Here is a 27,000-nt window from a genome sequence, read left to right as displayed (position 1 = left end):
GTCGTCCACGACGATGATCTCCAGCGGCCCGGCGGCGGGGGCGGCGGCGGGATCGGTGGCGGGGTCGGCGGCGGTCGCGTCGAGCAGCGCGCGCAGCGTGACGCGCAGGCTCTCGCGACCGATCGTGGGAACCACGACGGTGCAGTTCATCGGGCGTGCACCTCCCGGCGGCGCACCACGTACGGGCCGATGGCCAGCAGGTCCACCGGCGCGGAGCCGAAGCACTCCAGCGCGTCGCGCGGGTCGTCGGCCATGGGACGGCCGGCGGTGTTCAGGCTGGTGTTGACGAGGACGGGCAGCCCGGTCCGGCGGCGGAACTCCTCCAGCACGCGGGCCACGAGCGGCTCGTCCCCGGCCGCGACCGTCTGGATCCGGGCGGTGCCGTCCACGTGGACGACGGCGGGAATCCGGTCCCGCCACTCCGGCCGCACCCGGTGCACGAACAGCATGTACGGGCTGGGCAGCGGGCCGTCGAAGATCTCCGCCGCGCGGTCGGCGGCGACCATCGGCGCGATCGGGCGGAACTGCTCGCGGCCCTTGACGTCGTTGAGCCGCTCCACGTTGCCCGCGTGGCCGGGGTGGGCGAGCAGCGAGCGGTGCCCGAGCGCGCGCGGGCCGAACTCCGAGCGTCCCTGGAACCACGCGACGATCTCGTTGCGGGCCAGCGCGTCCGCCACGGCGGCGGCCAGGTCGTCCGGCCGCTCGTAGGGGATCTTCGCGGTGTCGAGGCGTTCGGCGATCTCGCGGTCGTCCCACCGCCGGCCGAGGTCCGCGCCGGGCATGGCGGTGAGCGGGTCGCCGCCGTCCCGCGCGACGTGCAGCGCCGCGCCGAGCGCGGTGCCGGCGTCGCCCGCGGCGGGCTGGACCCAGACGTCGCCGTACGGCCCCGCCTCCGCGAGCCGGGTGTTGGCGACGCAGTTGAGCGCGACGCCTCCGGCGAGCATCAGGCGGCGTGAGCCGGTGCGGCCGTGCAGCCATGCCGCGAGGTCCAGCAGGACCTCTTCGAGGCGGGCCTGCGCGCTGGCGGCGAGGTCGGCGTGGTCGCGCGTCCACTCGCCGCCGGGCTTGCGCGCCTTCGCGAGCGCTCCCCAGTCGACGCCGGTGGCCGCGAAACCGCCGTCGCCGGTGGCGTGGACGCGCTCGCGCAGCTCGTCCAGGAAGCGCGGCTCGCCGTAGGACGCCAGCGCCATCACCTTGTACTCGTCGCTGGAGCGCAAGAACCCGAGATGATCGGTGAGCTCCTCGTACATGAGGCCCAGCGAATGCGGCAGCCGCTGGGCGTGCAGCGGAGTCAGCACGCCGTTCTCGTACGTCCCGGCCAGGTGCGAGTGCGACTCGCCGCGTCCGTCCAGGACCAGCACGTCGCCGTCGCCCGGCCCGGGCGCGGCGAGCGCGGCGGACGCGGCGTGCGCCACATGGTGCGGGACGTACCGGACGATCCCCGGGTCGAGCCCGGGGAGCGCGGTCGCGAGGAAGTTCGGGGCGCGCCGCGCGTAGAGCGTGCGCAACCGCTCCCATTGCTCGTCGTGGCCGCCGAGTCCCGGCTCGACGAGCGCGGGGTCGTAGGAATAGGCGACGGCGTCGAGGTCGCCGGGCTCCAGCCCGGCCTCCTCAAGGCACCACCGGGCCGCCCGCTCCGGCAGTTCCCAGCCGGAGAACGGCACCGGCCGTTTCCCGTGCTTGCGCCGGCTGAACCGCTCCTCCTCCGCCGCGGCGACGACGGCGCCGTCCACCACCAGCGCGGCGGCCGGGTCGTGAAAGATCGCATTGATTCCGAGCACGCGCATGTAAGCCCCGTTTCGGCGCAGCGTTCGGTGAAATGGCGATGCCCTCGTCGTAGACATCCGCCCTGGCGTGACTTGCCGGAGACAAATCCCCTATGGGTGATTTCGGCATTGCCGGTAGCCGTGCCGCTAAACGCAGGAGTCGGAAAAGTTGCCGGGTGCCGAAGTGACGATTAGTTCCTGATGTGTTCACATACAGGAGAAACGTCCGGGTAGAGGCGAGTTCATGCGCTTCACCGTGGTCGTCATCACCAGGAACCGGCGCCGGTCCCTGCTCGCCGTCCTCGCCCGCACCCGGCGGATCGCGGAGCCGGCCCCGGTCATCGTGGTGGACAACGCCTCGCGCGACGGCACCGCCGACGCCGTCGCGCGCGAGTTCCCCGAGGTCGCCCTCGTCCGGTCGCCGCGCAACCTCGGCGCCGTCGCCCGCAACCTCGCCGTCGACCACGTCCGCACGCCCTACACCGCCTTCTGGGACGACGACACCTGGTGGGACCCGGACGCCCCGTCCCGCGCCGCCGCCCTGCTCGACGCGCACCCGCGGCTCGCCGTCGTCACCGGGCGGATCCTGGTCGAGCCCGGCGGACGCGAGGACCCGATCGTCCCCGAGCTGCGGCACTCGCCCGTCCCCGGCCCGGCGTGGCTGCCGGGCCCCGCGCTCGGGTCGTTCCTCGCCGGGGCGTCCATGGTCCGGACGGACGCGTTCCGCGAGGCAGGCGGGTTCTCCCCGCGGCTGTGGCTCGGCGGCGAGGAGGAGCTGCTCAGCGCCGACCTCATGGCGTCCGGCTGGCAGCTGTGCTTCGCCGAGGACGTCGTCGTGCACCACGCGCCGTCCCGGATCCGCGAGCCGCACCTGCGGCGCCGCCACGGGATCCGCAACACGCTGTGGTCCACGTGGCTGCGGCGCCCGCTGCCCGCCGCCGTCCGGCGCACGGCCGGGCTGCTGCGCACGCTGCCGCGCGACCGCGTCACCGCGGGCGCGCTCGCCGAGGCCGCCGCGGGCCTGGCCTGGGTGGCCCGCGAGCGGCGGCCGCTGCCGCCGCACGCCGAGGACCGGCTCCGCCGCCTGGACGCGTCCCAGCGCCGGTCCAGGGCCCGCCGCTACGTCAGCTAGGAGGACCGGCCGTGCCGGACGTCACCGTCCTGGTCGCGACCCGCGACCGCGCCCCCGAACTGCGCCGCAGCCTCGACCGCCACGCCCGCCACGCCTCCGGGGCGCCGGTGATCGTTGCGGACAACGCCTCGTCCGACGGCACCGCGGCCGTCGCCGAGGCGGCCGGCGCCACCGTCCTGCGCCTGCCCCGCAACCTGGGCGCCGCCGCCCGGACGGTCGCGGCCGAGCACGCCTCGACCCGCTATGTCGCGTTCGCCGACGACGACTCCTGGTGGGCGCCCGGCTCGCTCGACCGCGCCGCGGAGATCCTCGACGCCCACCCGCGGACGGCCCTGCTCGCCGCCCGCGTCCTCGTCGGCGAAGAGGAGCGGCTGGAGCCCGTGTCCGAGGAGATGGCGGACTCGCCCCTCGGCCGTCCGGACGGCCTGCCAGGGCCCGCGATCCTCGGCTTCCTCGCCTGCTCGGCCATCGTGCGGCGCGACGCGTTCCTCGACGCCGGGGGCTTCTCCCGCGTCCTGCACTTCGGCGGCGAGGAGGAACTGCTCGCGCTCGACCTGGCCGCCGCCGGATGGGGGCTCGCCTACGCGCCGGAACTCGTCGTCCACCACCACCCGTCGACCGCGGGCCGGGATCCGGCCGCGCGCCGTCGCCGCGAGGCCCGCAACCGGCTGCTGACCGCGTGGCTGCGGCGCCCGCTCCCCGCCGTCGCCCGCGCCGCCGCGTCCGCGCTGACCGGCCGGGACGGCCGCGCGGGCCTCGCCGACGCCGCCCGCGCCCTGCCCGCGCTCGCGCGCGCCCGCCGCCCCGTCCCGCCCGCCGTCGAAGCCGCCCGCGCCCGCCTGACGCGCTACTGACGGGCGTGCTGCTAAGACCGGGCCCGCCGGGCGATGACGATCAGGTCGATCGCGGCGATGACGGCGACGGCCGCGCAGATCCCCGCGGCGACCCAGGCGCCGTCGTCGTCGCCGCGCTGGCCCGCGACGGCGAAGACGACCGCGGCCGCCGCCGTGCCGACCAGCGCCACGGCGGACAGGATCGCGCGCAGCCGCAGCGGGCTGCGAGCCGCCAGCGGCTCCTTCCCCGACGGCTGCCGGTGCCGGTAGGGGCCGCGTGAACCGGGGCCATCTTCGTCCATGCGCTGGTCGTGCCCGGTCTGGGCCGGTCGATGCGCCCGGCGGTCAGTGCGCGCTGGACGCCGCCCAGATGTTGATCCCCGCCTCCACCGCGTCCCGGTCGATGGCGGCGAGCTCGTCCGAAGTGAAGTCGAGCCGGTCGAGCGCCGCGAGGTTCTCCTCCAGCTGCGCGACGCTGCTCGCGCCGATCAGCGCCGAGGTGACCCGGCCGTCGCGCAGCGACCAGGCCAGCGCGAGCTGCGCCAGCGTCTGCCCGCGGCCCTTGGCGATCTCGTTCAGCGTCCGGACGTGCCGGACGTTCTCCTCGGTCAGGAGGCTCGCGGAGAACGACGTGCCCCGGCTGGCCCGCGACCCCTCGGGGACGCCGTCGAGGTACTTGCCGGTCAGCATCCCCTGCGCCAGCGGCGAGAACGCGATGCAGCCCGCGCCCTCCCGGCCGAGCGTGTCGAGCAGCCCGCCCTCGATCCACCGGTTGAGCATGGAGTAGGACGGCTGGTGGATCAGCAGCGGCGTGCCCATCTCCCGCAGGATCGCCGCCGCCTCGGCGGTGCGCTCGGCGGAGTAGGACGAGATCCCCGCGTACAGGGCCTTCCCGGACCGGACGGCCCGGTCCAGCGCCCCCATCGTCTCCTCCAGCGGCGTGTCAGGGTCGAAGCGGTGGCTGTAGAAGATGTCGACGTAGTCGACGCCCATCCGGCGCAGCGACTGGTCGAGGCTGGCGAGCAGGTACTTGCGCGACCCCCACTCGCCGTACGGGCCGGGCCACATGTCGTACCCGGCCTTCGTTGAGATGACCAGTTCATCCCGGTATGGCCTGAAATCGTCCTGCAGGATCCGGCCGAAGTTGGTCTCGGCGGAGCCGTACGGCGGGCCGTAGTTGTTGGCGAGGTCGAAGTGCGTGACGCCGAGGTCGAACGCCCGCCGCAGGATCGCCCGCTGGACGTCCAGCGGACGATCGTCGCCGAAGTTGTGCCACAGCCCCAGCGAGATCGCCGGGAGCCGCAGCCCGCTGCGCCCGCACCGCCGGTAGGGGATCCGCTCGTATCGTCCGCTGTCCGCCGCGTAGGTCATGGCGACGAGTATTTCAGCGCCGAAGGTGGCAAGAAGACTCAGAGGTATCCGGACGAGGAGGTCTCCAGTGGTCGTGCTGCGCAGCTATGTGTCGGGTTCCTGGCAAGCTCCGGACGACGAGGGCGCGCCGCTGCGCGACGCCGTCACGGGGGAGGAGGTCGCCCGGATCTCCTCGGCGGGCGTCGACATGGGCGCGGCGCTCCGGCACGGGCGGACGGCCGGCGGCCCCGTCCTGCGCGAGCTGACGTTCCACCAGCGCGCGGCGCTGCTGAAGGCGCTCGCCTCGCACCTTCGCGAGCACCGCGAGGAGCTGTACGCGCTGTCGGCCCGCACCGGCGCGACCATGGGCGATTCGAAGTTCGACGTGGACGGCGGGATCGGCGTCCTGTTCGGCTACGCGAGCAAGGGCAAGCGGGAACTGCCCAACGACACGGTGTTGGTAGAGGGGAACGTCGAGCCGCTCGGCAAAGGCGGCACGTTCGTCGGGCAGCACCTGTGCACGCCGTCGCACGGCGTCGCGGTGCAGATCAACGCGTTCAACTTCCCGGTGTGGGGGCCGCTGGAGAAGCTCGCCCCCGCGTTCCTCGCCGGGGTGCCCAGCCTGGTCAAGCCCGCGAGCCAGACCGCCTACCTGACCGCGCGGCTGGTCGAGCTGATCGTCGAGTCCGGCGTCCTGCCGGAGGGCAGCGTGCAGATGGTCTGCGGAGACCCGCGCGACCTGCTCGACCACCTCACCGAGCAGGACATCGTCGCGTTCACCGGGTCGGCGTCCACGGCGCGGCTCCTGCGCACCCATCCCGCGATCGTCGGGAACGCCGTCCGGTTCAACGCCGAGGCCGACTCGCTGAACTGCTCGATCCTCGGCCCGGACGCGGCGCCAGGCACGCGCGAGTTCGACCTGTACGTCAAGCAGCTCGTCGCGGAGATGACCGTCAAGGCGGGCCAGAAGTGCACCGCGATCCGCCGCGCCATAGTGCCCGCGGCGCTGATCGATGATGTCGCTGCGGCCGCGCGGGACCGGCTGTCCAAGGTCACGGTCGGGAACCCGTCCGACCCGGACGTGCGGATGGGCGCGCTCGCCGGCCTCGACCAGCGCGAGGAGGTACGGCGCTCCCTCAAAGCGCTGCTGGACGCGAGCCAGACCGTCTTCGGCGATCCCGAGCACGTCGACGTCATCGGCGCTGACGCCGAGCGCGGCGCGTTCATGTCCCCGATCCTCCTGCGCGCCGACGACGCCGGACGCGCCGAGCCGCACGAGGTCGAGGCGTTCGGGCCGGTCAGCACGCTGCTCCCGTACGACGGCATCGCCGAGCAGGCGGTCGAGCTGGCCGTCCGCGGGCGGGGCAGCCTCGCCGGGTCGATCGTGACGGCCGACGCCGACTTCGCCCGCCGCGTCGTCCTCGGCACCGCGCCCTGGCACGGCCGCCTCCTGGTCCTGAACAGCGAAGACGCCGCCGAATCGACCGGGCACGGCTCGCCGCTGCCCGCGCTCGTCCACGGCGGGCCCGGACGCGCCGGCGGCGGCGAGGAGATGGGCGGGATCCGCGGGGTCGTGCACCACATGCGGCGCACCGCCGTCCAGGCCGGGCCGGCGATGCTCACGTCGATCACCGGGCGCTGGGTCCCCGGCACCGACCGGACGGTCACCGACGAGCACCCGTTCCGCAAGCACCTGGAAGACCTGCGCGTCGGCGACACCGCCGCCGGAGGGCCCCGCGTCGTGACCCTCGACGACGTGGAGCACTTCGCCGAGTTCACCGGCGACACCTTCTACGCCCACATGGACGAGGACGCCGCCCGCGCCAACCCGTTCTTCGGCGGACGCGTCGCGCACGGCTACCTCGTCGTGTCGTTCGCGGCCGGGCTGTTCGTGGACCCGCCGCCCGGGCCCGTCCTCGCGAACTACGGGCTGGAGAACCTGCGGTTCCTCACGCCGGTCAAGCCCGGCGACGAGCTGTCGGTCACCCTCACCGCCAAGCAGATCACGCCGCGCGAGGGCGCCGACTACGGCGAGGTCCGCTGGGACACCGACGTCACGAACCAGGAGGGCGCCTCCGTCGCGAAGTACGACGTGCTGACGCTGGTGGCCAAGAGGCCCAAACACGACTAATCATTGGACAGGGCGTCAGGGGGGAGGCGCCGCCCGGTCACCGGCGAACGGGGTGCGCAATACATGATCAGTCCCCTGCACATCCAGACCGTGCGCGAGGTCGTGCGCACCGGCTCGTTCGCGGACGCCGCCCGCAACCTCGGGTACACCGCGTCCGCCGTCTCCCAGCAGATCGCCGCGTTGGAGCGCGCCTGCGGGCTGGTGCTGTTCGAGCGCCGGGCCCGCAGCGTCCGGCCGACGAGCGCCGCGTTCCTCATGGTCAGCAAGGGCAACGACGTCCTGTCGGCCCTCGACACCCTGGAGCGCGAGCTGCGGACGGTCGCGAGCGGCGAGCGCGGCGCGCTGCAGCTCGGCAGCTTCCCGACCGCGAGCGCGCGCATCCTGCCGCGGGTGCTGGCGGAGCTGTCCCGGGTCCGGCCCGGCATCGAGATCAAGCTGTCGGAGGGCGAGCCGGACGAGCTGCTGCCCGAGCTCCTCGACGGCGACCTCGACCTCCAGCTCGTCTACCGGTACGACCTGTTCCCGCGCACCTGGCCCGACCAGATCGTGGAGACGCCGGTCATGGACGAGAACCTCGTCCTGTGCGTGCCGGAGGAGCATCCGCTGGCGGGCGGCCGCACCGTCCGGCTGCGGGAGCTGCGGTCGGAGACGTGGATCGCGAGCCGCCCGGAGAGCTCCGGCTCGCAGGCGCTGCAGCGGCTGTGCGGCACCGCCGGGTTCACGCCGAACATCGCGTTCCGCAGCAACGACTACGCGGTCGTGTGCGGGCTCGTCGGCTGCGGCCTCGGGATCGCGCTCGTCCCGGCGCTCGGCTGCGTGCCCGTGAAGGGCCTGCGGATGCTGCGGCTCAGCCGCCGCACCCCGCAGCGGCACGTCACCGTCCTGCGCCGGACCACCAACACCAACCCGCTGGTCAAGGACGCGATGCGCGGCCTCACCGAGGTCGCCCGCAGCGTCGAGGCGGAGATCAGCGGCGCAACCGGCCCTTGAGCTCCATCGCCGCCCGCACCCGCCCCTGCGCCAAGGCGAGCGCGGCCTCGTGCGTGGTCGTCCCCTGCGCGCGGGCCGCCGCGAGGACCTTCTCGGTGTTCTCCCGCATCTTGGCCGAGACCGCGGCGAACACGGCGTCCTGGTCGGGGCGGAACGCCGAGTAGCGGGCGTCCATCGCGAAGCCCGCCGCGACGACGCCGCCCGCGTTCGCCACGAAGTCCGGCACGACCGTGACGCCGCGCGCGGCGAGGACCCGCTGCGCCGCCGGGCTCGTCGGCAGGTTCGCGCCCTCCACCACGATGCCCGCCTGGACGTTCGCGGCCACCTGCTCGTCGATGACGTCCTGCAGCGCCGCCGGGACGAGGACGTCCGCCGGGACGAGCAGCTCCGCGCCGACCTCCAGGAGCCGTCCGCCGCCGTACTCCTTCACGACCGCGTCGCCCGCCTCCGCCCGCAGGTCGAGGAGCCGCCCGACGTCCAGGCCGTCCGGATCGTGCAGAGCGCCGTGCGCGGTCGACACCGCCACGACCGTCGCGCCCAGCTCGGCGAGCCGCCGCGCCGCCGCGTGCCCGACCGCGCCGAACCCCTGCACCACGACCCGCGCGCCCCGCAGCGACGACCCGGCGTGCCGGGCGGCGGCGTCGGCGGCCTCCGCGACGCCGTAGCCGGTCACGCCCAGCTCGTCGTACGGCATCCCGCCGAGGACGTGCGGGGTGCCGACCGCCGCGCCCCGGTCGGCCAGCTCGTCCTGGACGATCGCCGCGTCCCGCTCCGTCAGCCCCATGTCGAGGCCCGCGACGTACTGCCGGGGGATCTCCTGCGACAGCGCCCGGACGAACGACCGCAGGATCGCCTCCCGGTCCGGCGAGCCCGGGTCGGCCATGATCCCGGCCTTCGCGCCGCCGAAGAACAGGTCGACGCCCGCCCACTTGTACGTCATGACCCGCGCCAGCCGCGCCACCTCCGCGACCGTCAGCGACGCGCTCATCCGCATGCCGCCCTTGCCCATCCCGCGGGCGGTGTTGTCGATGACCAGCACGCCGCGCATCCCGGTGCGGGTGTCGGACACGCACACGACCCGCTCGGGGCCCCACTCGTCCATCAGTGTGAGCACGTCAGACACGGTTCAGCTCCGGGCGGGGGCCGTCCCCGGCGAACCGGGCCGCGCCGAACGGGGACACGTCGGCGAACGGCGCGCGTCCGAGGTACAGGTCGCGGACGACCTCGCCGACCGCCGGGCCCTGCAGGAACCCGTGGCCGGAGAAGCCCGTCGCGTACAGGAACCGGGACACGGCCACGTCCTCCCCGATGAGCGCGTTGTGGTCGGGCGTGACCTCGTACAGGCCCGCCCAGCCGCCGGTCAGCCCGACGTCGAGGAGCCGGGGCGCGCGGGAGCCGATCGCCTCGGTGAGGCGCGGCAGCCAGGCGTCCGAGCGGTCGAGGCGGAACCCGGGCCGCTCCTCCGGGTCGGACATGCCGAGCATCAGGCCCTCGCCCTCGCCGTGGAAGTAGAACGACGTCGCGAAGTCGATCGTCATCGGGACGGGGCGCTGCAGGCCCGGGATCGGCTCGGTGAACACGATCTGCCGCCGCAGCGGCTCCACCGGGAGATCGACGCCCGCCATCCGCCCGACGGCCGCCGACCAGGCCCCGGCGGCGCAGACCACGGCGGACGTCTCGATGCGGCCCCGGCTCGTCTCGACCGCCGTGATCTCGCCGCCGCCGGTCTCGATGCCGAGGACCTCGCAGCGCGTGCGGATCTCCGCTCCGTGCCGCCGCGCCCCGGTCGCGTACCCGAGGACGACCGACTCCGGCGTGCAGTGCCCGTCGTCGGGGGAGAACGCCGCGGCCAGCAGCCCGTCCGTCTCGATCAGCGGGGACAGCCGCCGCGCCTCCGCCGCCGTGGCCATCCGGCTCGGCACGCCCAGGTCGTTCTGCAGGGCCACACTCCGCTCGAACGCCGCCACGTCCTCGGGCCGCGACAGCAGGAACAGGTAGCCGACCCGATGGAGATCGATCTCCTGGCCCGGACGCTCGCCGAACCGCGCGAACGCCTCCAGGCTGCGGGCGCCGAGCCGGATGTTGACCTCGTCGGAGAACTGCGCCCGAACCCCGCCCGCGGCCTTGCACGTCGAGCCGGAGCCCAGCTCGTCGCGCTCCACCAGCACCAAGCGCCGCACCCCGGCCTCAGCGAGATGGAACGCGATGCTCGTCCCCATCACGCCGCCGCCGATGACGACCACGTCCGCCCTGCCGTCCAAGGGGGTCTCCACCGCTCGCGCTCCTACAGCCGGAAGCCGAGGTCGGGGCTGATCTCCAGGACGTCCATCTGCGCCTTCTGAAGCCGTCCCGAGTGGTCCCAGTTCATCGACTGCCAGCGGGTGAACTGGTCCAGCACCCACACGCCCGACTGGCGGCTGCCGTTCCCGGACCGGCCGTTCCCGCCGAACGGCAGGTGCGCCTCCGCCCCGGACGTCGAGTTGTTCACGCTCACCATCCCGGCGGAGATCCGCCGCCGGAACGCGAACACCTTCGCCGGGTCGGTCGTGTAGATGGACGCCGAGAGCCCGTAGCCGGGCGCGTTGGCGAGGGAGATCGCCTCGTCCAGCGTCCGGTACTTCGCGACGCCGATGACCGGGCCGAACGTCTCGTTCAGGAACAGCTCGTCGCCGGGGCCGACGCCGTCCACGATCACCGGGTGGTAGTAGAGGCCCGCCTCGGCGTCGCCGGTGAAACCGTCGCGCGGCGCCGCGGCGGTGATCCGGCCGGTCGCGGACGAGCCGTGCACCGTATGGTGCGGGCCGATCCAGCCGAGCGCCTTCTCGAACCCGTCCGCGAACCGCTCGTTGATCAGCGGCCCGTACAGGACGTCGCCCGCCGGATCGCCGACGACGGCGGCGCGGGTCGCCTCGTCCAGCAGCCGGACGAACTCGCCGTGCACCGACTCGTGGACGATCGCCGTCCCCAGCGACGTGCAGCGCTGCCCGGCCGTCCCGAACCCGGAGAACAGCGCGCCCTCGACGGCGAGCGGCAGGTCGGCGTCCTCGGTGACGACCATCGGGTTCTTGCCGCCGAGCTCCAGGCACGGCGACTGGAGGTGCCGCCCGCACAGCTCGCCGATCCGCGATCCGACCTCGGTGGACCCGGTGAAGCCGACCTTGTCGACCAGTCCCTGGCCGAGGGCCCGCTCCAGCCCCTGATAGGTCTCCGGGCCGTCCGCGTAGACGACGTTGAGGACGCCGTCCGGCACGCCCGCGTGCGCGAACAGCTGGTAGAACGCCTCCGCGCATGCCGCCGCGTACTCCGCCGGCTTCCACACGACCGCGTTCCCGCACAGCAGCGCCGGGACGATGTACCAGGACGGCACCGCCACCGGGAAATTCCCCGCCGTGATCACCGTGACGACCCCGACCGGGTCGCGGAACGTGAACAGCTGCTTGTCCGGCATCTCCGACGGCACCGTCTGCCCGTACAGCCGCCGCCCCTCCCCGAGGAAGAACGCGCAGGTGTCGGCGATCTCCTGGACCTCGCCGAGCGACTCGGCGTACGGCTTGCCGACCTCGCGGGTGACGACGCGGGCGAGGGCCTCCTCGTTGGCCTCGACGAGCCGTCCGATCGCGGCGATCACCTGCCCGCGGACGGGCGGCGGCACGTCCCGCCAGGCGTCCTGCGCCGCGCGGGCGGCGGCGCAGGCGCGGACGAGGCCGTCCGCGTCCGCGAGGGACACCTCGGCGACCACGTCGGCCGTGCGGGACGGGTCGGTGGAACGGTACGGGCGCGGCCCCGCCGGGACCCGGGCGCCGCCGATGACGGAGGAGAGCACGAGTCCAGCGTGAACAAGCCGGGCCCCTCGCGCCAAGATCGGGCAGAGCGCGGCTTCCTTACCGCGAGGCCAAGCCTCGCTGAGGCTCTGCCGGGGACGCCGTTAAGCGTTCCTTGGCCAACCGCCAACCTGTTCGGGGGCTTGCGGAGTCGACCCCGGGCCGGGCGGCGTCCCATGCTCGAACCGCGCCTGCCTCGAAACCGCGCCGTGATCCACGCAGGAGACCGCATGCCCGAGCCCGCCGACGTCCACTTCCTGGAGAAGGCCGCCGCCCTCAGACCGCCCGCCGCGCCGGTCCCGCCCGGCCCGCCGGGCGGGGAGCGCCTCCTGGAGCTGTTCGACGCCCAGCTCGGCAGCAGGCACCTCGACCTCGCCGCCCGGTGGCTCCAGTCCGAGGGCAGCGGCTTCTACACGATCGGGTCGTCCGGGCACGAAGGGAACGCCGCGGTCGCCGCCGCGCTCCGTCCGGACGACCCGGCGCTGCTGCACTACCGGTCGGGCGCGTTCTTCCTGGAGCGGGCGCGCCAGGTTCCCGGCGGCGAGCCGCTCCTCGACGTGCTCCTCGGCCTGGTCGCCGGCGCCGAGGATCCCATCGCGGGCGGGCGCCACAAGGTGTTCGGGAGCCACCGCCTGCACGTCATCCCGTTGACGTCCACGATCGCGTCGCATCTTCCTCGCGCGCTCGGCGTCGCGTTCGCGATCGAACGCGCCGCCCGGCTCGGCGTCGAGACGCCCTGGCCGCGCGACGCCGTGGCCGTGTGCGGTTTCGGCGACGCGTCCGCCAACCACTCCACGGCCGCGGGCGCCGTCAACGCCGCCGTCAACACCGCCTTCCAGGGCCTGCCGCTGCCGCTCCTCTTCGTCTGCGAGGACAACGGCATCGGGATCAGCGTCCGGACGCCGCCCGGCTGGATCCACGCCGCCTACGGGTCGCGTCCAGGGCTTGCCTACTTCCATGCCGACGGCTGCGACCTCGCGGACGCCTTTGCCGTGGCGTCGCGGGCCGCGGATTGGGTGCGCGAGCGCCGCCGTCCCGCGTTCCTGCATCTGCGGACCGTCCGGCTGATGGGCCACGCGGGCTCCGACGTCGAGTCGTCCTACCGGACCCCCGCCGAACTGGCCGCCGACGTCGACCGCGACCCCGTCCTGCAGACGGCGCGGCTGCTCGTCCGCACCGGTGTCGCGACGCCCGGCGAGATCGTCAACCGCTACGAGGCGAAGCGCGCCGAGGTGATGGCCCTGGCCGCGAAGGCCGCCGGCGCGCGCCGCCTGACGTCGGCCGCCGAGGTCATGGCGCCCCTGCGCCTTGCCGCGACCGCTCAGGACGCGGCACCGCCGGGCGGGGAGCCGGTGACGGTCGCGCAGGCCGTCAACCGGACGCTCGGCGACCTGCTCGACCAGCGGCCCGGCGTGGTCGTCTTCGGTGAGGACGTGGCCCGCAAGGGCGGCGTCTACGGCGTCACGCGCGGCCTGCTGAAACGGGCCGGGGCGGCGCGGGTGTTCGACACGATCCTGGACGAGCAGTCCATCCTCGGCCTCGCGCTCGGGTTCGGCCTGGCCGGGATGCTGCCGGTCCCGGAGATCCAGTACCTGGCCTACCTGCACAACGCCGCCGACCAGATCCGCGGCGAGGCGGCGACGATGGGGTTCTTCTCGTCGGGGCGGTACCGCAACCCGATGGTCGTCCGCGTCCCCGGCTACGCCTACCAGAAGGGCTTCGGCGGCCACTTCCACAACGACAACGCCGTCGCCGCGCTGCGCGACATCCCGGGCCTCGTCATCGCCTCACCGGCCCGGCCCGACGACGCCGCGGGCATGCTGCGCGCCTGCGCGGACACCGCCGAGACCGACGGGCGCGTCTGCGTGTTCCTGGAGCCGATCGCGCTCTACCACGTCCGCGACCTGCACGAGGACGGCGACGACGGCTGGCTCGCGCCCTCCGGCGGGCTCGTCCCGATCGGGCGGGCCCGCACCTACGGGGACGGCCGCGACCTCACCATCGTGACCTTCGCCAACGGGCTGCGCATGAGCCTGCGCGCCGCCCGCCGCCTGGAGGCCGCCGGCGTCCGGTGCCGCGTCCTCGACCTGCGGTGGCTGGCGCCGCTGCCGGCGGCCGACCTGCTCCGCGAGGCCCGCGCCACCGGCACCGTCCTGATCGCGGACGAGACGCGCCGCACCGGCGGCGTGTCCGAGGCCGTCCTGACCGCGCTCGCCGACGCCGGATTCCAGGGACGCACGGCCAGGGTCGCCAGCGAGGACAGCTTCATCCCCCTCGGCGACGCCGCCTACCACGTCCTGCTCTCGGAGAAGTCGATCGAGGAGGCGGCGGAACGCCTCCTCACTGGGACTCGATGACCGGGTCGCCGCCGAGGTAGGCGGCCTTGACGCGGTCGTCCTGCGCGAGGTCGGAGGCGGGCCCGGACAGCACGATCCGGCCCGTCTCCAGCACGTACGCCCGGTCGGCGAGGCGGAGCGTCTGGTGGGCGTTCTGCTCGACGATCAGGATCGTCGTCCCCTGCTCGCGGATCTCCCGGATGACGCGCATCACCTGCTGCGCCATCTGCGGCGCCAGGCCCATCGTCGGCTCGTCCAGGGCGAGGAGGCGGGGGCGCAGCATCAGCGCGCGGCCGATCGCGAGCATCTGCTGCTCGCCGCCCGACAGCCACCCGGCGAGCTGATCGCGCCGCTCCCCGAGCCGCGGGAACATCTCGTACACCGCCTCCCGGCGGGCCGCGACGGCGCTCCGGTCGCGGCGGCGGAGGTACCCGCCGAGCAGCAGGTTCTCGGCGACGTTCAGCGCCGGGAACACGCGCCGGCCCTCCGGGACGTGCCCGATCCCGGCCGCGACGACCTTGTGCGCGTCGAGGCGGGTGATGTCGCGGCCGTCGAGCTCGACGCGCCCGGAGCGGGCCCGGTGCAGCCCGGTGATCGTGCGGAGCGTCGTGGTCTTGCCCGCGCCGTTGCTGCCGAGCAGCGCGACGATCTCGCCGTCGCCGACCTCGAACGAGATCCCGGACAGCGCCTCGACCTGCCCGTACCGGCTGCGCAGGTCGCGCACCTCCAGCAGCGGCCGTCCGCCCTCGGTCAACGCAGCACCTCCGTGACGAGGTCGGTCTCGGGGTCGTCGGGGACGCCGAGGTAGGCGGCGATGACCCGCTGGTCCTCCTGGATCTCGGCGGGCGGGCCCTCCGCGATCGTCCGGCCGTACTCCAGCACCGTCACCCGGTCGGAGATCGACATGACGAGCGCGACGTCGTGCTCGATCAGCACGACCGCGGCGCCGAGCGCGCTGATCCGGGCGATCAGCTCCATCAGCGCCCGCTTCTCGGTCGGGTTCGCGCCCGCCGCCGGTTCGTCCAGCAGCAGGACGCGGGGGTCCCCGGCGAGGGCCCGCGCGATCTCCAGCCGCCGCCGGTCGCCGTAGGCGAGGCCGCCCGCGGGGCGGTCGGCCGCGTCCAGCAGGCCGACGAAGTCGAGGCAGCGGCGGACGGTGTCGGCGTCGTCGCGGGACAGCGGGCGCAGGAGGCCGCGGTCGCGGGCGAACCGGCCGATCAGCACGTTCTCCGCGACGGTCATCTCGTCGAACAGCCGGATGCTCTGGAACGTGCGGGCCAGCCCGGCGGCGGCGACCCGGTGCGGGGCCTTGCCGCGGACGTCCCGCCCGGCGAGCACGATCGTCCCGGCGGACGGCGGGATCATCCCGGTGATGCAGTTGAACGCGGTGGTCTTGCCCGCGCCGTTCGGCCCGATCACGCTGACGACCTGCCCGGCGTCCGCGCGGAGCCCGAGGCCGTCCACCGCCTTGACGCCGCCGAAGTTGCGGGTGAGGCCGCCCACCTCCAGCAGCGTGCCCTCCGCGGACGGGAGCTCCGGCGCGGGCCCGGCCTTCGCGGGGAGGCGGAAGCGGCGGGGCCGGTACGGCCACACCCCCTGCGGGCGCAGCAGGACGATCAGGATCAGCAGGAGCGCGAAGATCAGCCCCCGGTACTCCTGGATGCTCCGCAGGACCTCCGGCAGCGCGATGATCACCACGGCGCCGATCATCACGCCGGGCCGGCTGCCCATCCCACCGATGATCACCACGAGCAGGATCATCAGCGAGGTCAGGAACGTGAAGCTGGACGGGTCGACGGTGCCGAGCTGCGCGGCGTTCAGCGGCCCGGCGACCGCGCCGGTCATCGCGCCGAGGACGTAGGCGAGCAGCTTCACCCGCCGGGCCGGGACGCCGACCGCCTCGGCCGCGGTGTCGTCCGACCTGATCGCCCGCCACGCGTACGCGAGCCGGGACCTGGCGAGCAGCGCGGTCAGCGTCAGCACGACGACGAAGAACGCCAGCGACAGGTGGTAGAAGTCCTTCGGCATGACGATCTCGCGGCCGCCGAGCGTCACCGGCGGGATCCCGGTGAGGCCGTTCGGCCCGCCGGTGACCTCCAGGTTGATCACCGTGATCCGGATGATCTCGCCGAAGCCGAGCGTGACGATGGCGAGGTAGTCGCTGCGCAGCCGCAGCGTCGGATACCCGATCACGACCCCGGCGACCGCGGCGGCGGCCACGGCGGCGGGCAGCGTGAGCCAGAAGTTCCACTCCAGCTCCACCATCAGCAGGCCCGCCGTGTACGCGCCGATCGCGAAGAACGCGGCGAAGCCGAGGTCCAGCAGGCCCGCGTACCCGACGACGATGTTGATGCCGAGGCCGAGGATCGCGTAGATCAGGATCGTCGCGCCGACGGTCAGGCCGTAGTCGTCCATCACCTGGCCCGCGACCAGCGCCACCGCGATCAGCAGCGGCCAGCCCCCGAACCGGACGGGCGTCTCCCAGCGTCCGAGGCCGGGCAGGCGCGTCCCGAGCCGCTCCAGCGCGCGGGCCTTCACGCGCGCTCCACGACGCGCTCGCCGAACAGGCCGGTGGGTCTCAGCGCCAGCACCGCGATGAGCAGCCCGAAGATGATCACGTCGGTCCAGCGGGACGAGACGTACCCGGCGGAGAACGACTGGACGAGCCCGATCGCCACGCCCGCGACCATCGTCCCCGGCAGGTTCCCGATGCCGCCGAGCACGGCGGCGGTGAACGCGCGCAGCCCGATCAGGAACCCCATGCCGAAGCTGATCTGCACGTAGTACAGCCCGTACATCACGCCCGCCGCGCCCGCCAGCAGCGAGCCGATGAAGAACGTGACGAGGATGAGCCGCTCGACGTTGATGCCCTGCAGGCGGGCGGCGTCCCGGTCCATCGCGAGGGCGCGCATCGCCGTCCCCGTCACCGTGCGGGTCACGAACAGCCACAGCCCGGCCATCAGCGCCACCGACAGCACGACCAGCGCGAGCTGCCCCCACGTGACGCGGACGGACCCGCTGAAGATCTGCCCGCCGTCCAGCGCGTTCGGGTACGACTTGAACCGCGCGTCGGTGAGGACCTTCACGCCCTCCTGCAGCGCCAGCGACACCCCGATCGCGGCGATCAGCAGCGCCAGCCGCGGCGAGGCCAGCAACGGGACGTAGGCCGCCTTCGCGATCCCGGTGCCGACGACGCCGGTCGCCAGCGCGCCGACGAGCACGGCGGCGATGATCGCGGGCAGCGCCATCCCGCCGGTCGCGCCGATCGTGGTGAGCGTCCCGAACCCGACGAACGCGCCGATCATGAACACGTCCCCGTGCGCGAAGTTGATCAGCCGCACCACGCCGTAGATCATCGAGTAGCCCAGCGCGATCAGCGCGAGGAACGCCCCGATCGTCAGCCCGTTGACGAGGTACTGGACGAATTCGCTCATAGTTCGTCGTTCATGAGGTCTTGGCGTCCACCCACGTGCCGCCGCTCTTGTCGAGCTTCTTGTAGGCGGTGAACGCGCCGCTCTGGACCCGGACGGTGATGTACAGCGGGTCGGTCCGGTCGCCCTTGTCGTCGAACGTGATCGGCCCGGTGATGCCCGGGAAGTCCTTCATCTTGTGCAGCGCGTCGGTGATGTCCTTGCCCTCCGTGGACCCGGCGTCCTCGATCGCCTTCGCGACGATCTTCACCGCGTCGTACTCGTACACCGAGAACGGCCCGGGGTCGGCGTTGTTCGCCGCCTTGTACGCCGCGACGAACTTGGAGGCCGTGGGCAGGTCCTTGGCGAGCGGCGCCGTGGTGGCGATGTAGCCGTCGGCCGCCGCGCCCGCCGTCTTCAGGACGGTCGAGTCGGTCGTCGCGTCCCCGCCCATCAGCGTGAACTTCAGCCCGAGCTGCTTGCGCTGCTTCATCAGCAGGCCCGCCTCGGCGAAGTACCCGGTGAAGTACAGGACGTCCGGCTTCGTCGAGGCCACCTTGGTCAGGACGGGGCTGTAGTCGGACTGGCCGGGCTGCAGCGCGTCCTGGTACACGACCTGCCCGCCCGCCTGCTTCACCGAGTTCGCCGTCGCGTCCGCGAGGCCCTTGGCGTAGGTGGTGTTGTCGTGCAGGAGCGCGATGCGCTTGGCGCCGAGCTGCCCCGTCATGAACTTGGCGGCGACGAGGCCCTGGTTGTCGTCGCGCCCGCAGGTGCGGAACACCTTGCCCTTGCCGGTGTCGGTGAGGCCGGGGTTCGTGGACGCGTCCAGCACGAACGGGACGCTCCGCCGCCCGAAGATCGGGATCGCGGGCACGGCCGCGCTGGAGCAGTACCCGCCGGCGACCGCGACGACCCCGCTGTTGAGGAGCTTCTGCGCGGCCTGCGCGCCCTGCTGGGCGCTGCACTGGTCGTCGGCCTCGACGATCTGGACGTCGCGCCCGTCCACGCCGCCCGCCTTGTTGATCTCGTCGGCGGCGACCTTGGCGGCGGCGAGGATGTCCTGCCCGGCGGAGGCGGAGTCGCCGCTCAGCGGCGCCGGGACGCCGATCTTGATGGCGCCCGACCCGCCGGAGTCGTCGCCGGACCCGCAGGACGCGGCGAGCGGGACCAGCAGCAGCCCGGCGCCGGCCGCGGTGAGGAGGCGGAACCCGCGTCGGCGGTCCCGGGAAGTCGATCGAGTCATCGGCGCCTCTCCGTCGCTCGTGGGCGGGTTGGTGAAAGCCTGGAACCTCGTGGGACGGCCGTCGAGACGGGCAAGCATGCGATCTCATGTAGTGATCGATAAGAACCGCTTGCCCTTTCGGCCTCGACAGCGCGGGAACGGGCTCGCGAGGATCGCAGCATGGCCGATGTCCTGCTGCTTTCCGCCGACGACGTGCGCGCGGTGTTCGACCTTCCGGCGGCGATCGCCTCGCAGCGGGCCGCGTTCGGGGCGCTCGGCCGCCGGGAGGCGCGGCTCGCGCCGCGGCTGCTCCTGGACGGCCCGGACGGCGGCGTAGCGTTCTGCTACGTGTCCCGCCTGCCCGGCACCGGCGCGGTCTCCAAGTTCGGCAGCGTCACCCCGGGCAACGCGGCGCGCGGCCTGCCGACCGTGGCGGCGCTGGTGACCGTCCAGGACCCGGTGGACGGGCGGCCCGTCGCGATCATCGAGGGCGAGGCGGTGACGACGCTGCGGACCTCGGCGGCGAGCGCGGTGGCCGCCGACCATCTCGCCGTCCCGGACGCGGCGCGGCTCGCGGTGATCGGCTGCGGCGTGCAGGGGCGGGCGCACGTCCGGGCGATGGCGGAGGTCCGGCCGATCGGCCGGGTGGCGATGGCGTGCCGCCATCCGGAGACGTGCGACGTCGCCGCCGGGCTGTCGGCCGAGGTGGGGATGCCGGTGGAGACGGCGGCGTCCGTGCGCGCGGCCGTCGAGGGAGCGCAGATCGTCGTCACCGCGACGACCAGCGCGGAGCCGATCGTCCGGGGCGAATGGCTCGACCCCGGCTGCACGGTGCTGAGCGTCGGCTCCTTCGCACCGGACCGGGCCGAGGTGGACGACGACGTCCTCACCCGCGCCGCCTCCGTCGTGGTGGACGACGTGCCGACCGCGCTCGACCACGCCGGGCCGGTCGTGGCCGCGATCCGCTCGGGTCATCTGAGCCCGGAGCAGGTGCGTCCCCTCGGGCCGATCGTCGCGGGCCTCGCCGCCGGGCGGGAGTCCGCCGGCGACGTCGTCTTCTACAACAGCGTCGGCGTCGGCGTGCAGGACACGGCGGCGGCGTCCGTCATCGTCGAGCGGGCGCGCGCGTCCGGCGCGGGGCGGATCGCGGAACTCTGACCCGCGCCCCCGGTACACTTCGTTCGGTAAAACGAACGACGGCGGCCGGACGAGAGGCGAACGTGGGCGCGTCAGGGGAATCGGTGCGGGACGTGCTGGCCGGAAACCTGCGCCGCGCGCGGCTGGAGCGCGGCCTGTCGCTGTCGGAGCTGTCCCGCCGGTCGAAGATCGGCAAGGCCACGCTGTCGCAGCTGGAGGCCGGGGCAGGCAATCCCACGATCGAGACGGTGTTCAGCCTGTCGCGCGCGCTGGAGGTCGCCATCTCCGACCTGCTCGACCACCGGGAGCCGTCCGGGCCGACGGTGGTGCGCGCCGCGGACGTGGAGGTCCTGCGCGGCGAGGGCGTCGACCTGCGGCCGCTGCGCGGCATCGAGTCCGGCGGCGCGATCTTCGAGGTGTACGACCAGCGCGTCAGAGCCGGACGCACGCAGGACTCGCTCGGCCACGGCGGGACGGAGCACACGATCGTCCAGGCGGGGCGGCTTCGCGTCCGGGTGGACGGCCGGGACGTCGAGCTGGGGCCCGGCGACTACGTGGGCTTCGACGCCCGGCTGCCGCACTCCTACACGGCGCCCGGCGGGGACGTCCGGTCCGTCCTGCTCCTGCAGTACGGCTCGGATCAGCGGCTTCACACCGCGCCCTCGGGGCCGCCCCACCTGGTGGAGCGTTGACATCCCGCGGGCGGCCGACCTAGCCTCGAAACGTTCGGTTTAGCGAACGTCGGCGGAGGGGCGATGACGCGGGTCGTGGTGCTCGGCGCCGGGATCGTCGGCGCGGCCTGCGCCCGCGAGCTGGCCCTGGCCGGATGCGCGGTCACCGTCGTGGACCGCGCCCGTCCCGCCGCCGCGACGACCGCGCACGGCGAGGGCAACGTCCTCGTCTCCGACAAGGAGCCCGGCCCGGAACTCGAACTCGCGAAGCTGTCACTCCGGCTGTGGCCGCGGATCCTCGACGCGCTCCCGGACGCCGGGGGAGCGGAGTGGGACCCGAAGGGCGGCATCGTCGTCGCGACCACCCGCGAGGGCGCCGCCGCGCTCCGGGACTTCGCGGACGCCCAGCGCGCGGCGGGCATCACGGCCGGCGAACTCGACGCCGCCGCCTTCGCCGAGGCCGAACCGCACGCCACGAGAGACGTCGCCGCCGCCGTCCACTATCCGCAGGACGCGCAGGTCCAGCCGGTCGGCGCCGCGACCGCGCTGCTCGCCGACGCCGTCCGCGCCGGGGCCGTGCTGGAGACCGGCCGCGAAGTCGTCGGCGCCGTCACGCGCGGCGGGCGGATCACCGGCGTCCGCACCGCGACCGGGCTCGTCGAGGGCGACGCCGTCGTCAACGCCGCCGGGCCGTGGGCGGGCGAGGTCGCCGCGCGGCTCGGCGTCCGGCTGGACGTCCGGCCACGGCGCGGCGAGGTGCTCGTCACCGCGCCGATGCCGCCGACCGTCTTCCACAAGGTCTACGACGCCGACTACGTAGGCGCTGTCGGCAGCGGCGCGGGGGAGCTGCAGGCGTCCGCCGTCGTGGAGTCCACCCGCGCCGGGACGATCCTGCTCGGCTCGTCGCGGCGCCGCGTCGGGTTCGACGACCGGCTCCGCCCCGACGTGCTAGCGGTGATCGCGGGCAAGGCGCTGCGGCTGTTCCCGTCGCTCGCCGGGGTCCCCGTGATGCGCGCGTACGGCGGGTTCCGGCCCTACGTCGCCGACCATCTGCCCGTGATCGGCGCCGACCCTGACCTGGCCGGGCTCTGGCACGCCACCGGGCACGAGGGAGCGGGCATCGGGCTGGCGGCCGGGACCGCCGCCGTCCTGCGCGACCTGATGCTCGGCCGCGAACCGGACGTCGACGCGACCCAGTTCCGGGTCGGCCGGCCCGCCGTCCGGCCGGAGCGGGAGGTCGCATGAGCCTGGTACGGATCACGGTGGACGGCGAGCCCGTCACCGGCGCCGCGGGCCGGACCATCGCGGGCGTGCTGCTCGCGTCCGGCCGCCGCACCTGGCGGACGGGCCCGTCCGGCGCGCCGCGCGGCGTCTTCTGCGGGATCGGCGTCTGCTTCGACTGCCTGGTCACGGTCAACGGCGTCCGCGACGTGCGGGCCTGCCGCCGCCGCGCCCGCGACGGCGACACCGTCACGACCCAGTCCCGTGCGGCGGGCGACGCGCGATGACCCGGCACGTGGTCGTCGTCGGCGCCGGACCCGCCGGGCTCGGCGGCGCGGCGGGCGCCCTGCGCACCGGGGCGGCGGTGACGCTCATCGACTCCGCCGAGAACCCCGGCGGCCAGTACCATCGGGTCCCGTCCGACGCCTACGCCGTCGCCGGTCCCGTGCTGCGGCACCCGCGCTGCGACTGGTGGCCGGAGAGCACCGTCTGGTCGATCGAACGTCCGGACGAGGGCGTGCCGCGGGTCCACGTGCTGCGCGGCGAGGCCGACGCGGACGGGCGGGAACGGCTCGTCCTCGACCCGGACGCGCTCGTCCTCGCGCCCGGCGCTTACGACCGCGTCCTGCCGTTCCCCGGCTGGGACCTGCCCGGCGTCTACACGGCGGGCGCCGCGCAGGCGCTGGCGAAGGGGGAGCGCCTGGCCGTCGGCGACTCCGTCCTGATCGCCGGTTCCGGACCGTTCCTGCTGCCGGTCGCCGCCTCGCTGCTGCGGGCGGGCGCCTTCATCCGGGCGGTGCTGGAGGCAGGTACAGCGGCGGCCGTGGCACGCGGCTGGACGCGGCGCCCTTGGGAACTCGCGGCGCACACCGGCAAGGCCGGGGAACTGGCCGGGTACGCGGCGCTGCTGGCCCGCCACCGCGTCCCCTGCCGGACGGGCCGTGCCGTGATCGAGGCCCGGGGCGACGGACGCGTGGAAGAGGCGGTCACCGCGCGGCTCCGTCCTGACTGGTCGGTCGTGCCGGGCACCGAGAAGGCCGTCGCGGTGGACGCGCTGTGCGTCTCCCACGGCTTCACCCCGCAGCTCGAACTGCCCGTCGCCGCCGGTTGCGCGCTGCGCGACGGCCCGTTCGTGGAGGTGGACGCCGACCAGCGCACCACCGTCCCCGGCGTCTACGCGGCGGGAGAGATCACCGGCATCGCGGGCGCGCAGGCCGCCCGCACGGAAGGGCTCCTCGCGGGCTGGTCCGCCGGGGGAGGCGCACCGGACGACCCCGCGGCGGTCCGCACGCGCCGCCGCCGCGACCAGGCCCACGCGTTCGCCGCCCGCCTCGCCGGTGCGCACCCCATCGGCGCGGCCTGGGCGGGCTGGCTCCGTCCCGGCACCGTCGTGTGCCGCTGCGAGGAGACGACCTACGGCGATCTGCTCAGCGCGGCGGGCGGCCCGTCCCGCAACTCCGCCCACGCGGTCAAGCTGGCGACCCGCGCGGGCCTCGGCCCCTGCCAGGCGCGCATCTGCGGCCCCACCGTCGCCGAGCTGACGGGAAGCGGCAATCCCCACCACCGGCCCATCGCGCAGCCCGTCCGGCTGGGCGAACTCGCACGGCCCCCGATCGAGAACACCCACAGGAAGGTGAACGCCCGATGAGCGACACCGGGACCGCGAGCCTCGGCGGCGTCATCGTGGCCACGGCGCTGCCCTACCGCGAGGACGCCACCGCGCCCGCCGGGCTCGCCGTCGACTACGACGCGTACGCCGAGCACTGCGCCTGGCTGGTCGGCAGCGGCTGCCGCGGCGTCGGCCCGAACGGCTCGCTCGGCGAGTACTCGTCGCTGACCGACGAGGAGCGCCGCCGCGTCGCCCGCACCGCAGTCGAGGCGGCCGGCGGCGACGGCGTGGTCGTCGTCGGCGTGCACGCCCCGGGCTCCCACCAGGCGCGGCGCTGGGCGGAACTGGCGGCCGAGGACGGCGCGGACGGCGTCCTGTGCCTGCCGCCCACCCTCTACCGGGCCAACCCCGGCGAGGTCGTCGCGCACTATGAGGCCGTCGCGTCCGTCGGGCTGCCCGTCATGGTCTACAACAATCCGATCGATACCAAGGTCGACCTCACGCCCGCCCTCCTCGGCGAGATCGCGCAGATCGACGGGGTCGTCGCGGTGAAGGAGTTCTCCGGGGACGTCCGCCGCGTCCTGGAGATCAGGGAGAGGGCGCCGGTGCTGGACGTCGTCGCGGGCGCGGACGACGTCGTCCTCGAATCGCTTCTGATGGGCGCGACCGGCTGGTTCGCGGGCTTCCCCAACGTGTTCCCCGCCGAGTCGGCGCTGCTGTACGAGCTGGCCACCGCCGGACGGCTGGACGAGGCCCGCGCCCTCTACGAACCGCTCGTCGCCGCGTTCCGGTGGGACTCGCGGACCGAGTTCGTCCAGGCCATCAAGCTCGGCATGGACCAGGTCGGCCGGTACGGCGGCCCGTGCCGCCCGCCGCGCGGCCCGCTCACCGCCGAGCACCGCGCCGCCGTCGCCGCCGACATGGACCGCGCCGTCGCGGCGCTCGAACGGCGGAGGGCCGCCTGATGCGCTCGATCCGGACGATCACCGCCGTCGACTCCTACGCCGAGGGCAACCCCGCCCGCGTCGTCACCGGCGGCGTCGCGCCGATCCCCGGCGGCAGCATGGCCGCCAAGCGCCTGCACGCGATCGAGCACCTGGACGGCCTGCGCCGCTTCCTGATGGACGAGCCGCGCGGCCACTCGGCGATGAGCGGCGCGATCCTCCAGCAGCCCACCCGCCCCGACGCCGACTGGGGCGTCGTCTACATCGAGGTCTCCGGGTTCCTCCCGATGTGCGGGCACGGCACGATCGCGCTCGCGACCGTGCTGGTCGAGACCGGGATGGTCGAGGTGACCGAGCCGGAGACGGTCGTCCGCCTGGACGCGCCCGCTGGGCTCGTCGAGGCCCGGGTCGCGGTGCGCGACGGCAGGGCCGAGAACGTCACGCTGCGGATGGTGCCGTCCTTCCTCCTCGAACGCGACGCCGTCGTGGACGTCACGGGGCTCGGCGAGGTCCGCTACGACATGGCCTACGGCGGCAACTTCTACGCGATCACCGAGCTGGACGCGCTCGGGCTGCCGTTCGAGCGGTCCCGCAAGGACGACATCCTCCGGGCCGGGCTCGACATCATGGCCGCGATCAACGAGCGGAACCCGCCGAAGCACCCCGAAGACCCGGGCGTCGCCGGATGCAAGCACGTCCAGTTCCTGGCCCCGGGCTCGGACGCCGCGCACTCGCGCAACGCGATGGCGATCCACCCCGGCTGGTTCGACCGGTCGCCGTGCGGCACCGGCACCTGCGCCCGGATGGCGCAGCTCCACGGACGCGGCGAGCTGCCCCTGAACACCGGCTTCGTCAACGAGTCGTTCATCGGGACCCGCTTCCACGGACGGCTCGTCGCCGCCACCGAGGTCGGCGGGCTGCCCGCCGTCGTCCCGGAGATCTCCGGACGCGCGTGGATCACCGGCACCGCGAACTTCCTGCTCGACCCCACCGACCCCTTCCCCGAAGGCTTCACTTTCTGATGTCACCGAACGAAGCCGTCGCCGCCGCCGTAGCCGCCGCACCCGGATGGGCCGATGCGCCGCCGGAGACCCGCGCCCGCGCCCTGACGTCCGTCGCCGCCGCGCTGGAGGACGCCCGCGCCGAGCTGACGGCCCTCGCCGATGAGGAGACGCGTCTAGGCGCGGCCAGGCTGAACGCGGAGCTGACGCGCACGACGTTCCAGCTCATGCTGTTCGCCGAGCAGGTCAGGGAAGGCGCGTTCTACGACGCCCGCATCGACGCCGCCGACCCCGGATGGCCCACCGGCCCTCGCCCCGACCTGCGCCGCTACCGGACGGCGATCGGGACGGTGCTCGTGTTCGCGGCGAGCAACTTCCCGTTCGCGTTCAGCGTCGCGGGCGGCGACACGGCGTCGGCGTGGGCGGCGGGCTGTCCCGTCGTCGTCAAGGCCCACCCCGGCCACCCGCGCCTGTCCCGCCGGACGGCCGAGGTCATCGGCGGCGCCGGGCTTCCGGGCGGCGTGTTCGGCCTCATCGAGGGGGAGAAGGCGGGCGTCGAGGCGCTCCGGCACCCCGGCATCGCCGCCGCCGCGTTCACCGGCTCGCAGCGGGGCGGCCTGGCGCTGGCGAGGATCGCGGCGGAGCGTCCCGTGCCGATCCCGTTCTACGGCGAGATGGGCAGCGTCAACCCGTCCGTGGTGACGCCCAGCGCGGCGCGGTCGCGCGGCGAGGAGATCGTCCAGGGGTACGCGGCGTCCCTCACGATGGGCGCGGGACAGTTCTGCACCAACCCCGGCCTCCTGTTCGCGCCCGCCGGACTGCTCGGCACGGCGGCCCGGCGGCTCCGCGAGATCGACGCCGCGCCGATGCTGAACGACCGCATCGAATCCGGCTACCTGACGGCGGCGGACGCGCTGGCCGCGCGTCCCGGCGTCCGGCGGCTCGTCTGGCCGGACGACGGCGCCTCCACCGCGCCGCGCCTCCTCACCATGAGCCTGGACGCCTTCAAGTCCGACGCCGACGCCGCTGCCGAGGAGTGCTTCGGCCCGCTCGGCCTCATCGTCACCTACGAGCGCCTCGCCGACGTCGCGGACGTCCTGGCGGGACTGCCCGGCCAGCTCACCGCGTCCCTCCACGCCGAACCCGGCGAGGCCGCCGACCTCGCGGCCCTGACCGCGGTGCTCGCCGGGCGCAGCGGGCGGGTCCTGTGGAACCAGTGGCCCACCGGTGTGTCCGTCACCCACGCGATGCAGCACGGCGGCCCGTTCCCGGCGACGACCGCGCCGTCCACGACCTCGGTCGGCACGGCCGCGATCGACCGGTTCCTGCGTCCGGTCGCGTACCAGGGCTGGCCGCAGGACCTGCTCCCGCCGCCGCTGCGGGACGGCAACCCGTGGAAGATCCCGCAGAGCGTCCGCTAACCCGG

At 74.3% G+C, this 27,000-nt stretch carries 23 protein-coding genes; 13 read left to right on the top strand and 10 right to left on the bottom strand.

Annotation, left to right across the window (positions count from 1 at the left end; genetic code table 11):
* Window positions 1–146 precede the first annotated feature (146 nt).
* Window positions 147–1,787 carry a carbamoyltransferase C-terminal domain-containing protein gene (locus E1287_RS12250; protein WP_131965009.1) on the bottom strand — a complete coding sequence of 547 codons (1,641 nt, stop codon included), beginning with the start codon at window positions 1,785–1,787 and terminating at the stop codon, window positions 147–149.
* 223 nt (window positions 1,788–2,010) lie between these two features.
* Here E1287_RS12250 and E1287_RS12245 point away from each other — a divergent pair, with 223 nt between their 5' ends.
* Together E1287_RS12245 and E1287_RS12240 are read left to right on the top strand one after the other, a co-directional pair.
* Window positions 2,011–2,898 carry a glycosyltransferase gene (locus tag E1287_RS12245; protein WP_131965008.1) on the top strand — a complete coding sequence of 296 codons (888 nt, stop codon included), beginning with the start codon at window positions 2,011–2,013 and terminating at the stop codon, window positions 2,896–2,898.
* An 11-nt stretch (window positions 2,899–2,909) separates the two neighbouring features.
* A complete protein-coding gene (locus E1287_RS12240) occupies window positions 2,910–3,752 on the top strand; it encodes a glycosyltransferase family 2 protein (protein ID WP_243718895.1) in 843 nt (280 codons plus the stop codon).
* Between the two features lie 11 nt (window positions 3,753–3,763).
* Here E1287_RS12240 and E1287_RS12235 read toward each other — a convergent pair whose 3' ends face one another.
* Together E1287_RS12235 and mgrA are read right to left on the bottom strand one after the other, a co-directional pair.
* Window positions 3,764–4,033: a DUF6343 family protein gene (locus E1287_RS12235; RefSeq protein ID WP_131965007.1), complete on the bottom strand. Its 270-nt coding sequence runs from the start codon at window positions 4,031–4,033 to the stop codon at window positions 3,764–3,766.
* Between the two features lie 43 nt (window positions 4,034–4,076).
* Window positions 4,077–5,102 (bottom strand): L-glyceraldehyde 3-phosphate reductase, encoded by a 1,026-nt coding sequence (gene mgrA / locus E1287_RS12230; protein WP_131965006.1) that lies wholly within the window; start codon window positions 5,100–5,102, stop codon window positions 4,077–4,079.
* A gap of 67 nt (window positions 5,103–5,169) precedes the next feature.
* On the opposite strand from mgrA, the gene paaZ reads away from it, so the two are divergent.
* Both paaZ and E1287_RS12220 read left to right on the top strand, forming a co-directional pair.
* Complete coding sequence (gene paaZ / locus E1287_RS12225) at window positions 5,170–7,212, top strand: phenylacetic acid degradation bifunctional protein PaaZ (RefSeq protein ID WP_131965005.1); 2,043 nt, start codon at window positions 5,170–5,172, stop codon at window positions 7,210–7,212.
* A 63-nt stretch (window positions 7,213–7,275) separates the two neighbouring features.
* A complete protein-coding gene (locus E1287_RS12220) occupies window positions 7,276–8,202 on the top strand; it encodes a LysR family transcriptional regulator (RefSeq protein ID WP_131965004.1) in 927 nt (308 codons plus the stop codon).
* On the opposite strand, the gene E1287_RS12215 is transcribed toward E1287_RS12220, so the two are convergent.
* The 3 genes from E1287_RS12215 to E1287_RS12205 are packed head-to-tail and all read right to left on the bottom strand — an operon-like array spanning window position 8,180 to window position 12,025.
* Window positions 8,180–9,325: a Glu/Leu/Phe/Val dehydrogenase dimerization domain-containing protein gene (locus tag E1287_RS12215; protein WP_131965003.1), complete on the bottom strand. Its 1,146-nt coding sequence runs from the start codon at window positions 9,323–9,325 to the stop codon at window positions 8,180–8,182. The genes E1287_RS12220 and E1287_RS12215 overlap by 23 nt on opposite strands.
* Complete coding sequence (locus tag E1287_RS12210) at window positions 9,318–10,475, bottom strand: FAD-binding oxidoreductase (RefSeq protein WP_243718892.1); 1,158 nt, start codon at window positions 10,473–10,475, stop codon at window positions 9,318–9,320. Before E1287_RS12210 ends, E1287_RS12215 begins: the two co-directional genes overlap by 8 nt.
* Window positions 10,476–10,486: 11 nt before the next feature.
* Complete coding sequence (locus tag E1287_RS12205; RefSeq protein ID WP_131965002.1) at window positions 10,487–12,025, bottom strand: aldehyde dehydrogenase family protein; 1,539 nt, start codon at window positions 12,023–12,025, stop codon at window positions 10,487–10,489.
* Window positions 12,026–12,253: 228 nt separating this feature from the next.
* Between E1287_RS12205 and E1287_RS12200 the strand changes: the two genes are divergently transcribed.
* Window positions 12,254–14,380, top strand: coding sequence for a thiamine pyrophosphate-dependent enzyme (locus E1287_RS12200; RefSeq protein WP_131965001.1), 2,127 nt, complete (start codon window positions 12,254–12,256; stop codon window positions 14,378–14,380).
* Here E1287_RS12200 and E1287_RS12195 read toward each other — a convergent pair.
* Genes E1287_RS12195 through E1287_RS12180 form a run of 4 tightly spaced genes read right to left on the bottom strand, consistent with a single transcriptional unit; the run spans window position 14,364 to window position 19,012 of the window.
* Window positions 14,364–15,113 carry an ABC transporter ATP-binding protein gene (locus tag E1287_RS12195; protein ID WP_243718891.1) on the bottom strand — a complete coding sequence of 250 codons (750 nt, stop codon included), beginning with the start codon at window positions 15,111–15,113 and terminating at the stop codon, window positions 14,364–14,366. The genes E1287_RS12200 and E1287_RS12195 overlap by 17 nt on opposite strands.
* Complete coding sequence (locus tag E1287_RS45565) at window positions 15,110–16,897, bottom strand: branched-chain amino acid ABC transporter ATP-binding protein/permease (RefSeq protein ID WP_131965000.1); 1,788 nt, start codon at window positions 16,895–16,897, stop codon at window positions 15,110–15,112. The genes E1287_RS12195 and E1287_RS45565 overlap by 4 nt, the downstream gene beginning before the upstream one ends.
* Window positions 16,894–17,793: a branched-chain amino acid ABC transporter permease gene (locus E1287_RS12185; protein WP_131964999.1), complete on the bottom strand. Its 900-nt coding sequence runs from the start codon at window positions 17,791–17,793 to the stop codon at window positions 16,894–16,896. Before E1287_RS12185 ends, E1287_RS45565 begins: the two co-directional genes overlap by 4 nt.
* 10 nt (window positions 17,794–17,803) lie before the next feature.
* Window positions 17,804–19,012 (bottom strand): branched-chain amino acid ABC transporter substrate-binding protein, encoded by a 1,209-nt coding sequence (locus E1287_RS12180; protein WP_165968972.1) that lies wholly within the window; start codon window positions 19,010–19,012, stop codon window positions 17,804–17,806.
* Window positions 19,013–19,171: 159 nt separating this feature from the next.
* Here E1287_RS12180 and E1287_RS12175 point away from each other — a divergent pair, with 159 nt between their 5' ends.
* The 8 genes from E1287_RS12175 (at window position 19,172) to E1287_RS12140 (ending at window position 26,995) form a co-directional block, all read left to right on the top strand.
* The gene (locus E1287_RS12175) at window positions 19,172–20,149 is read left to right on the top strand and encodes an ornithine cyclodeaminase family protein (RefSeq protein ID WP_131964997.1); all 978 of its coding nucleotides are present in this window, start codon (window positions 19,172–19,174) and stop codon (window positions 20,147–20,149) included.
* Between the two features lie 62 nt (window positions 20,150–20,211).
* A complete protein-coding gene (locus tag E1287_RS12170; protein WP_131964996.1) occupies window positions 20,212–20,820 on the top strand; it encodes an XRE family transcriptional regulator in 609 nt (202 codons plus the stop codon).
* 63 nt (window positions 20,821–20,883) lie between these two features.
* Window positions 20,884–22,044: an FAD-binding oxidoreductase gene (locus tag E1287_RS12165; protein ID WP_131964995.1), complete on the top strand. Its 1,161-nt coding sequence runs from the start codon at window positions 20,884–20,886 to the stop codon at window positions 22,042–22,044.
* Window positions 22,041–22,307 (top strand): (2Fe-2S)-binding protein, encoded by a 267-nt coding sequence (locus E1287_RS12160; RefSeq protein ID WP_131964994.1) that lies wholly within the window; start codon window positions 22,041–22,043, stop codon window positions 22,305–22,307. The genes E1287_RS12165 and E1287_RS12160 overlap by 4 nt, the downstream gene beginning before the upstream one ends.
* On the top strand, window positions 22,304–23,668 hold the full coding sequence (locus tag E1287_RS12155) for an NAD(P)/FAD-dependent oxidoreductase (RefSeq protein ID WP_131964993.1): 1,365 nt from the start codon (window positions 22,304–22,306) through the stop codon (window positions 23,666–23,668). Before E1287_RS12160 ends, E1287_RS12155 begins: the two co-directional genes overlap by 4 nt.
* A complete protein-coding gene (locus E1287_RS12150) occupies window positions 23,665–24,594 on the top strand; it encodes a dihydrodipicolinate synthase family protein (RefSeq protein ID WP_131964992.1) in 930 nt (309 codons plus the stop codon). The genes E1287_RS12155 and E1287_RS12150 overlap by 4 nt, the downstream gene beginning before the upstream one ends.
* Window positions 24,594–25,595: a proline racemase family protein gene (locus E1287_RS12145; protein ID WP_131964991.1), complete on the top strand. Its 1,002-nt coding sequence runs from the start codon at window positions 24,594–24,596 to the stop codon at window positions 25,593–25,595. The genes E1287_RS12150 and E1287_RS12145 overlap by 1 nt, the downstream gene beginning before the upstream one ends.
* Window positions 25,595–26,995 carry an aldehyde dehydrogenase (NADP(+)) gene (locus E1287_RS12140; RefSeq protein WP_131964990.1) on the top strand — a complete coding sequence of 467 codons (1,401 nt, stop codon included), beginning with the start codon at window positions 25,595–25,597 and terminating at the stop codon, window positions 26,993–26,995. The genes E1287_RS12145 and E1287_RS12140 overlap by 1 nt, the downstream gene beginning before the upstream one ends.
* Window positions 26,996–27,000: the final 5 nt, after the last annotated feature.

This window comes from Actinomadura sp. KC06 (genome assembly GCF_004348735.1).
Lineage (GTDB): Bacteria > Actinomycetota > Actinomycetes > Streptosporangiales > Streptosporangiaceae > Spirillospora.
This window is presented reverse-complemented; position numbering and strand designations above follow the sequence as displayed.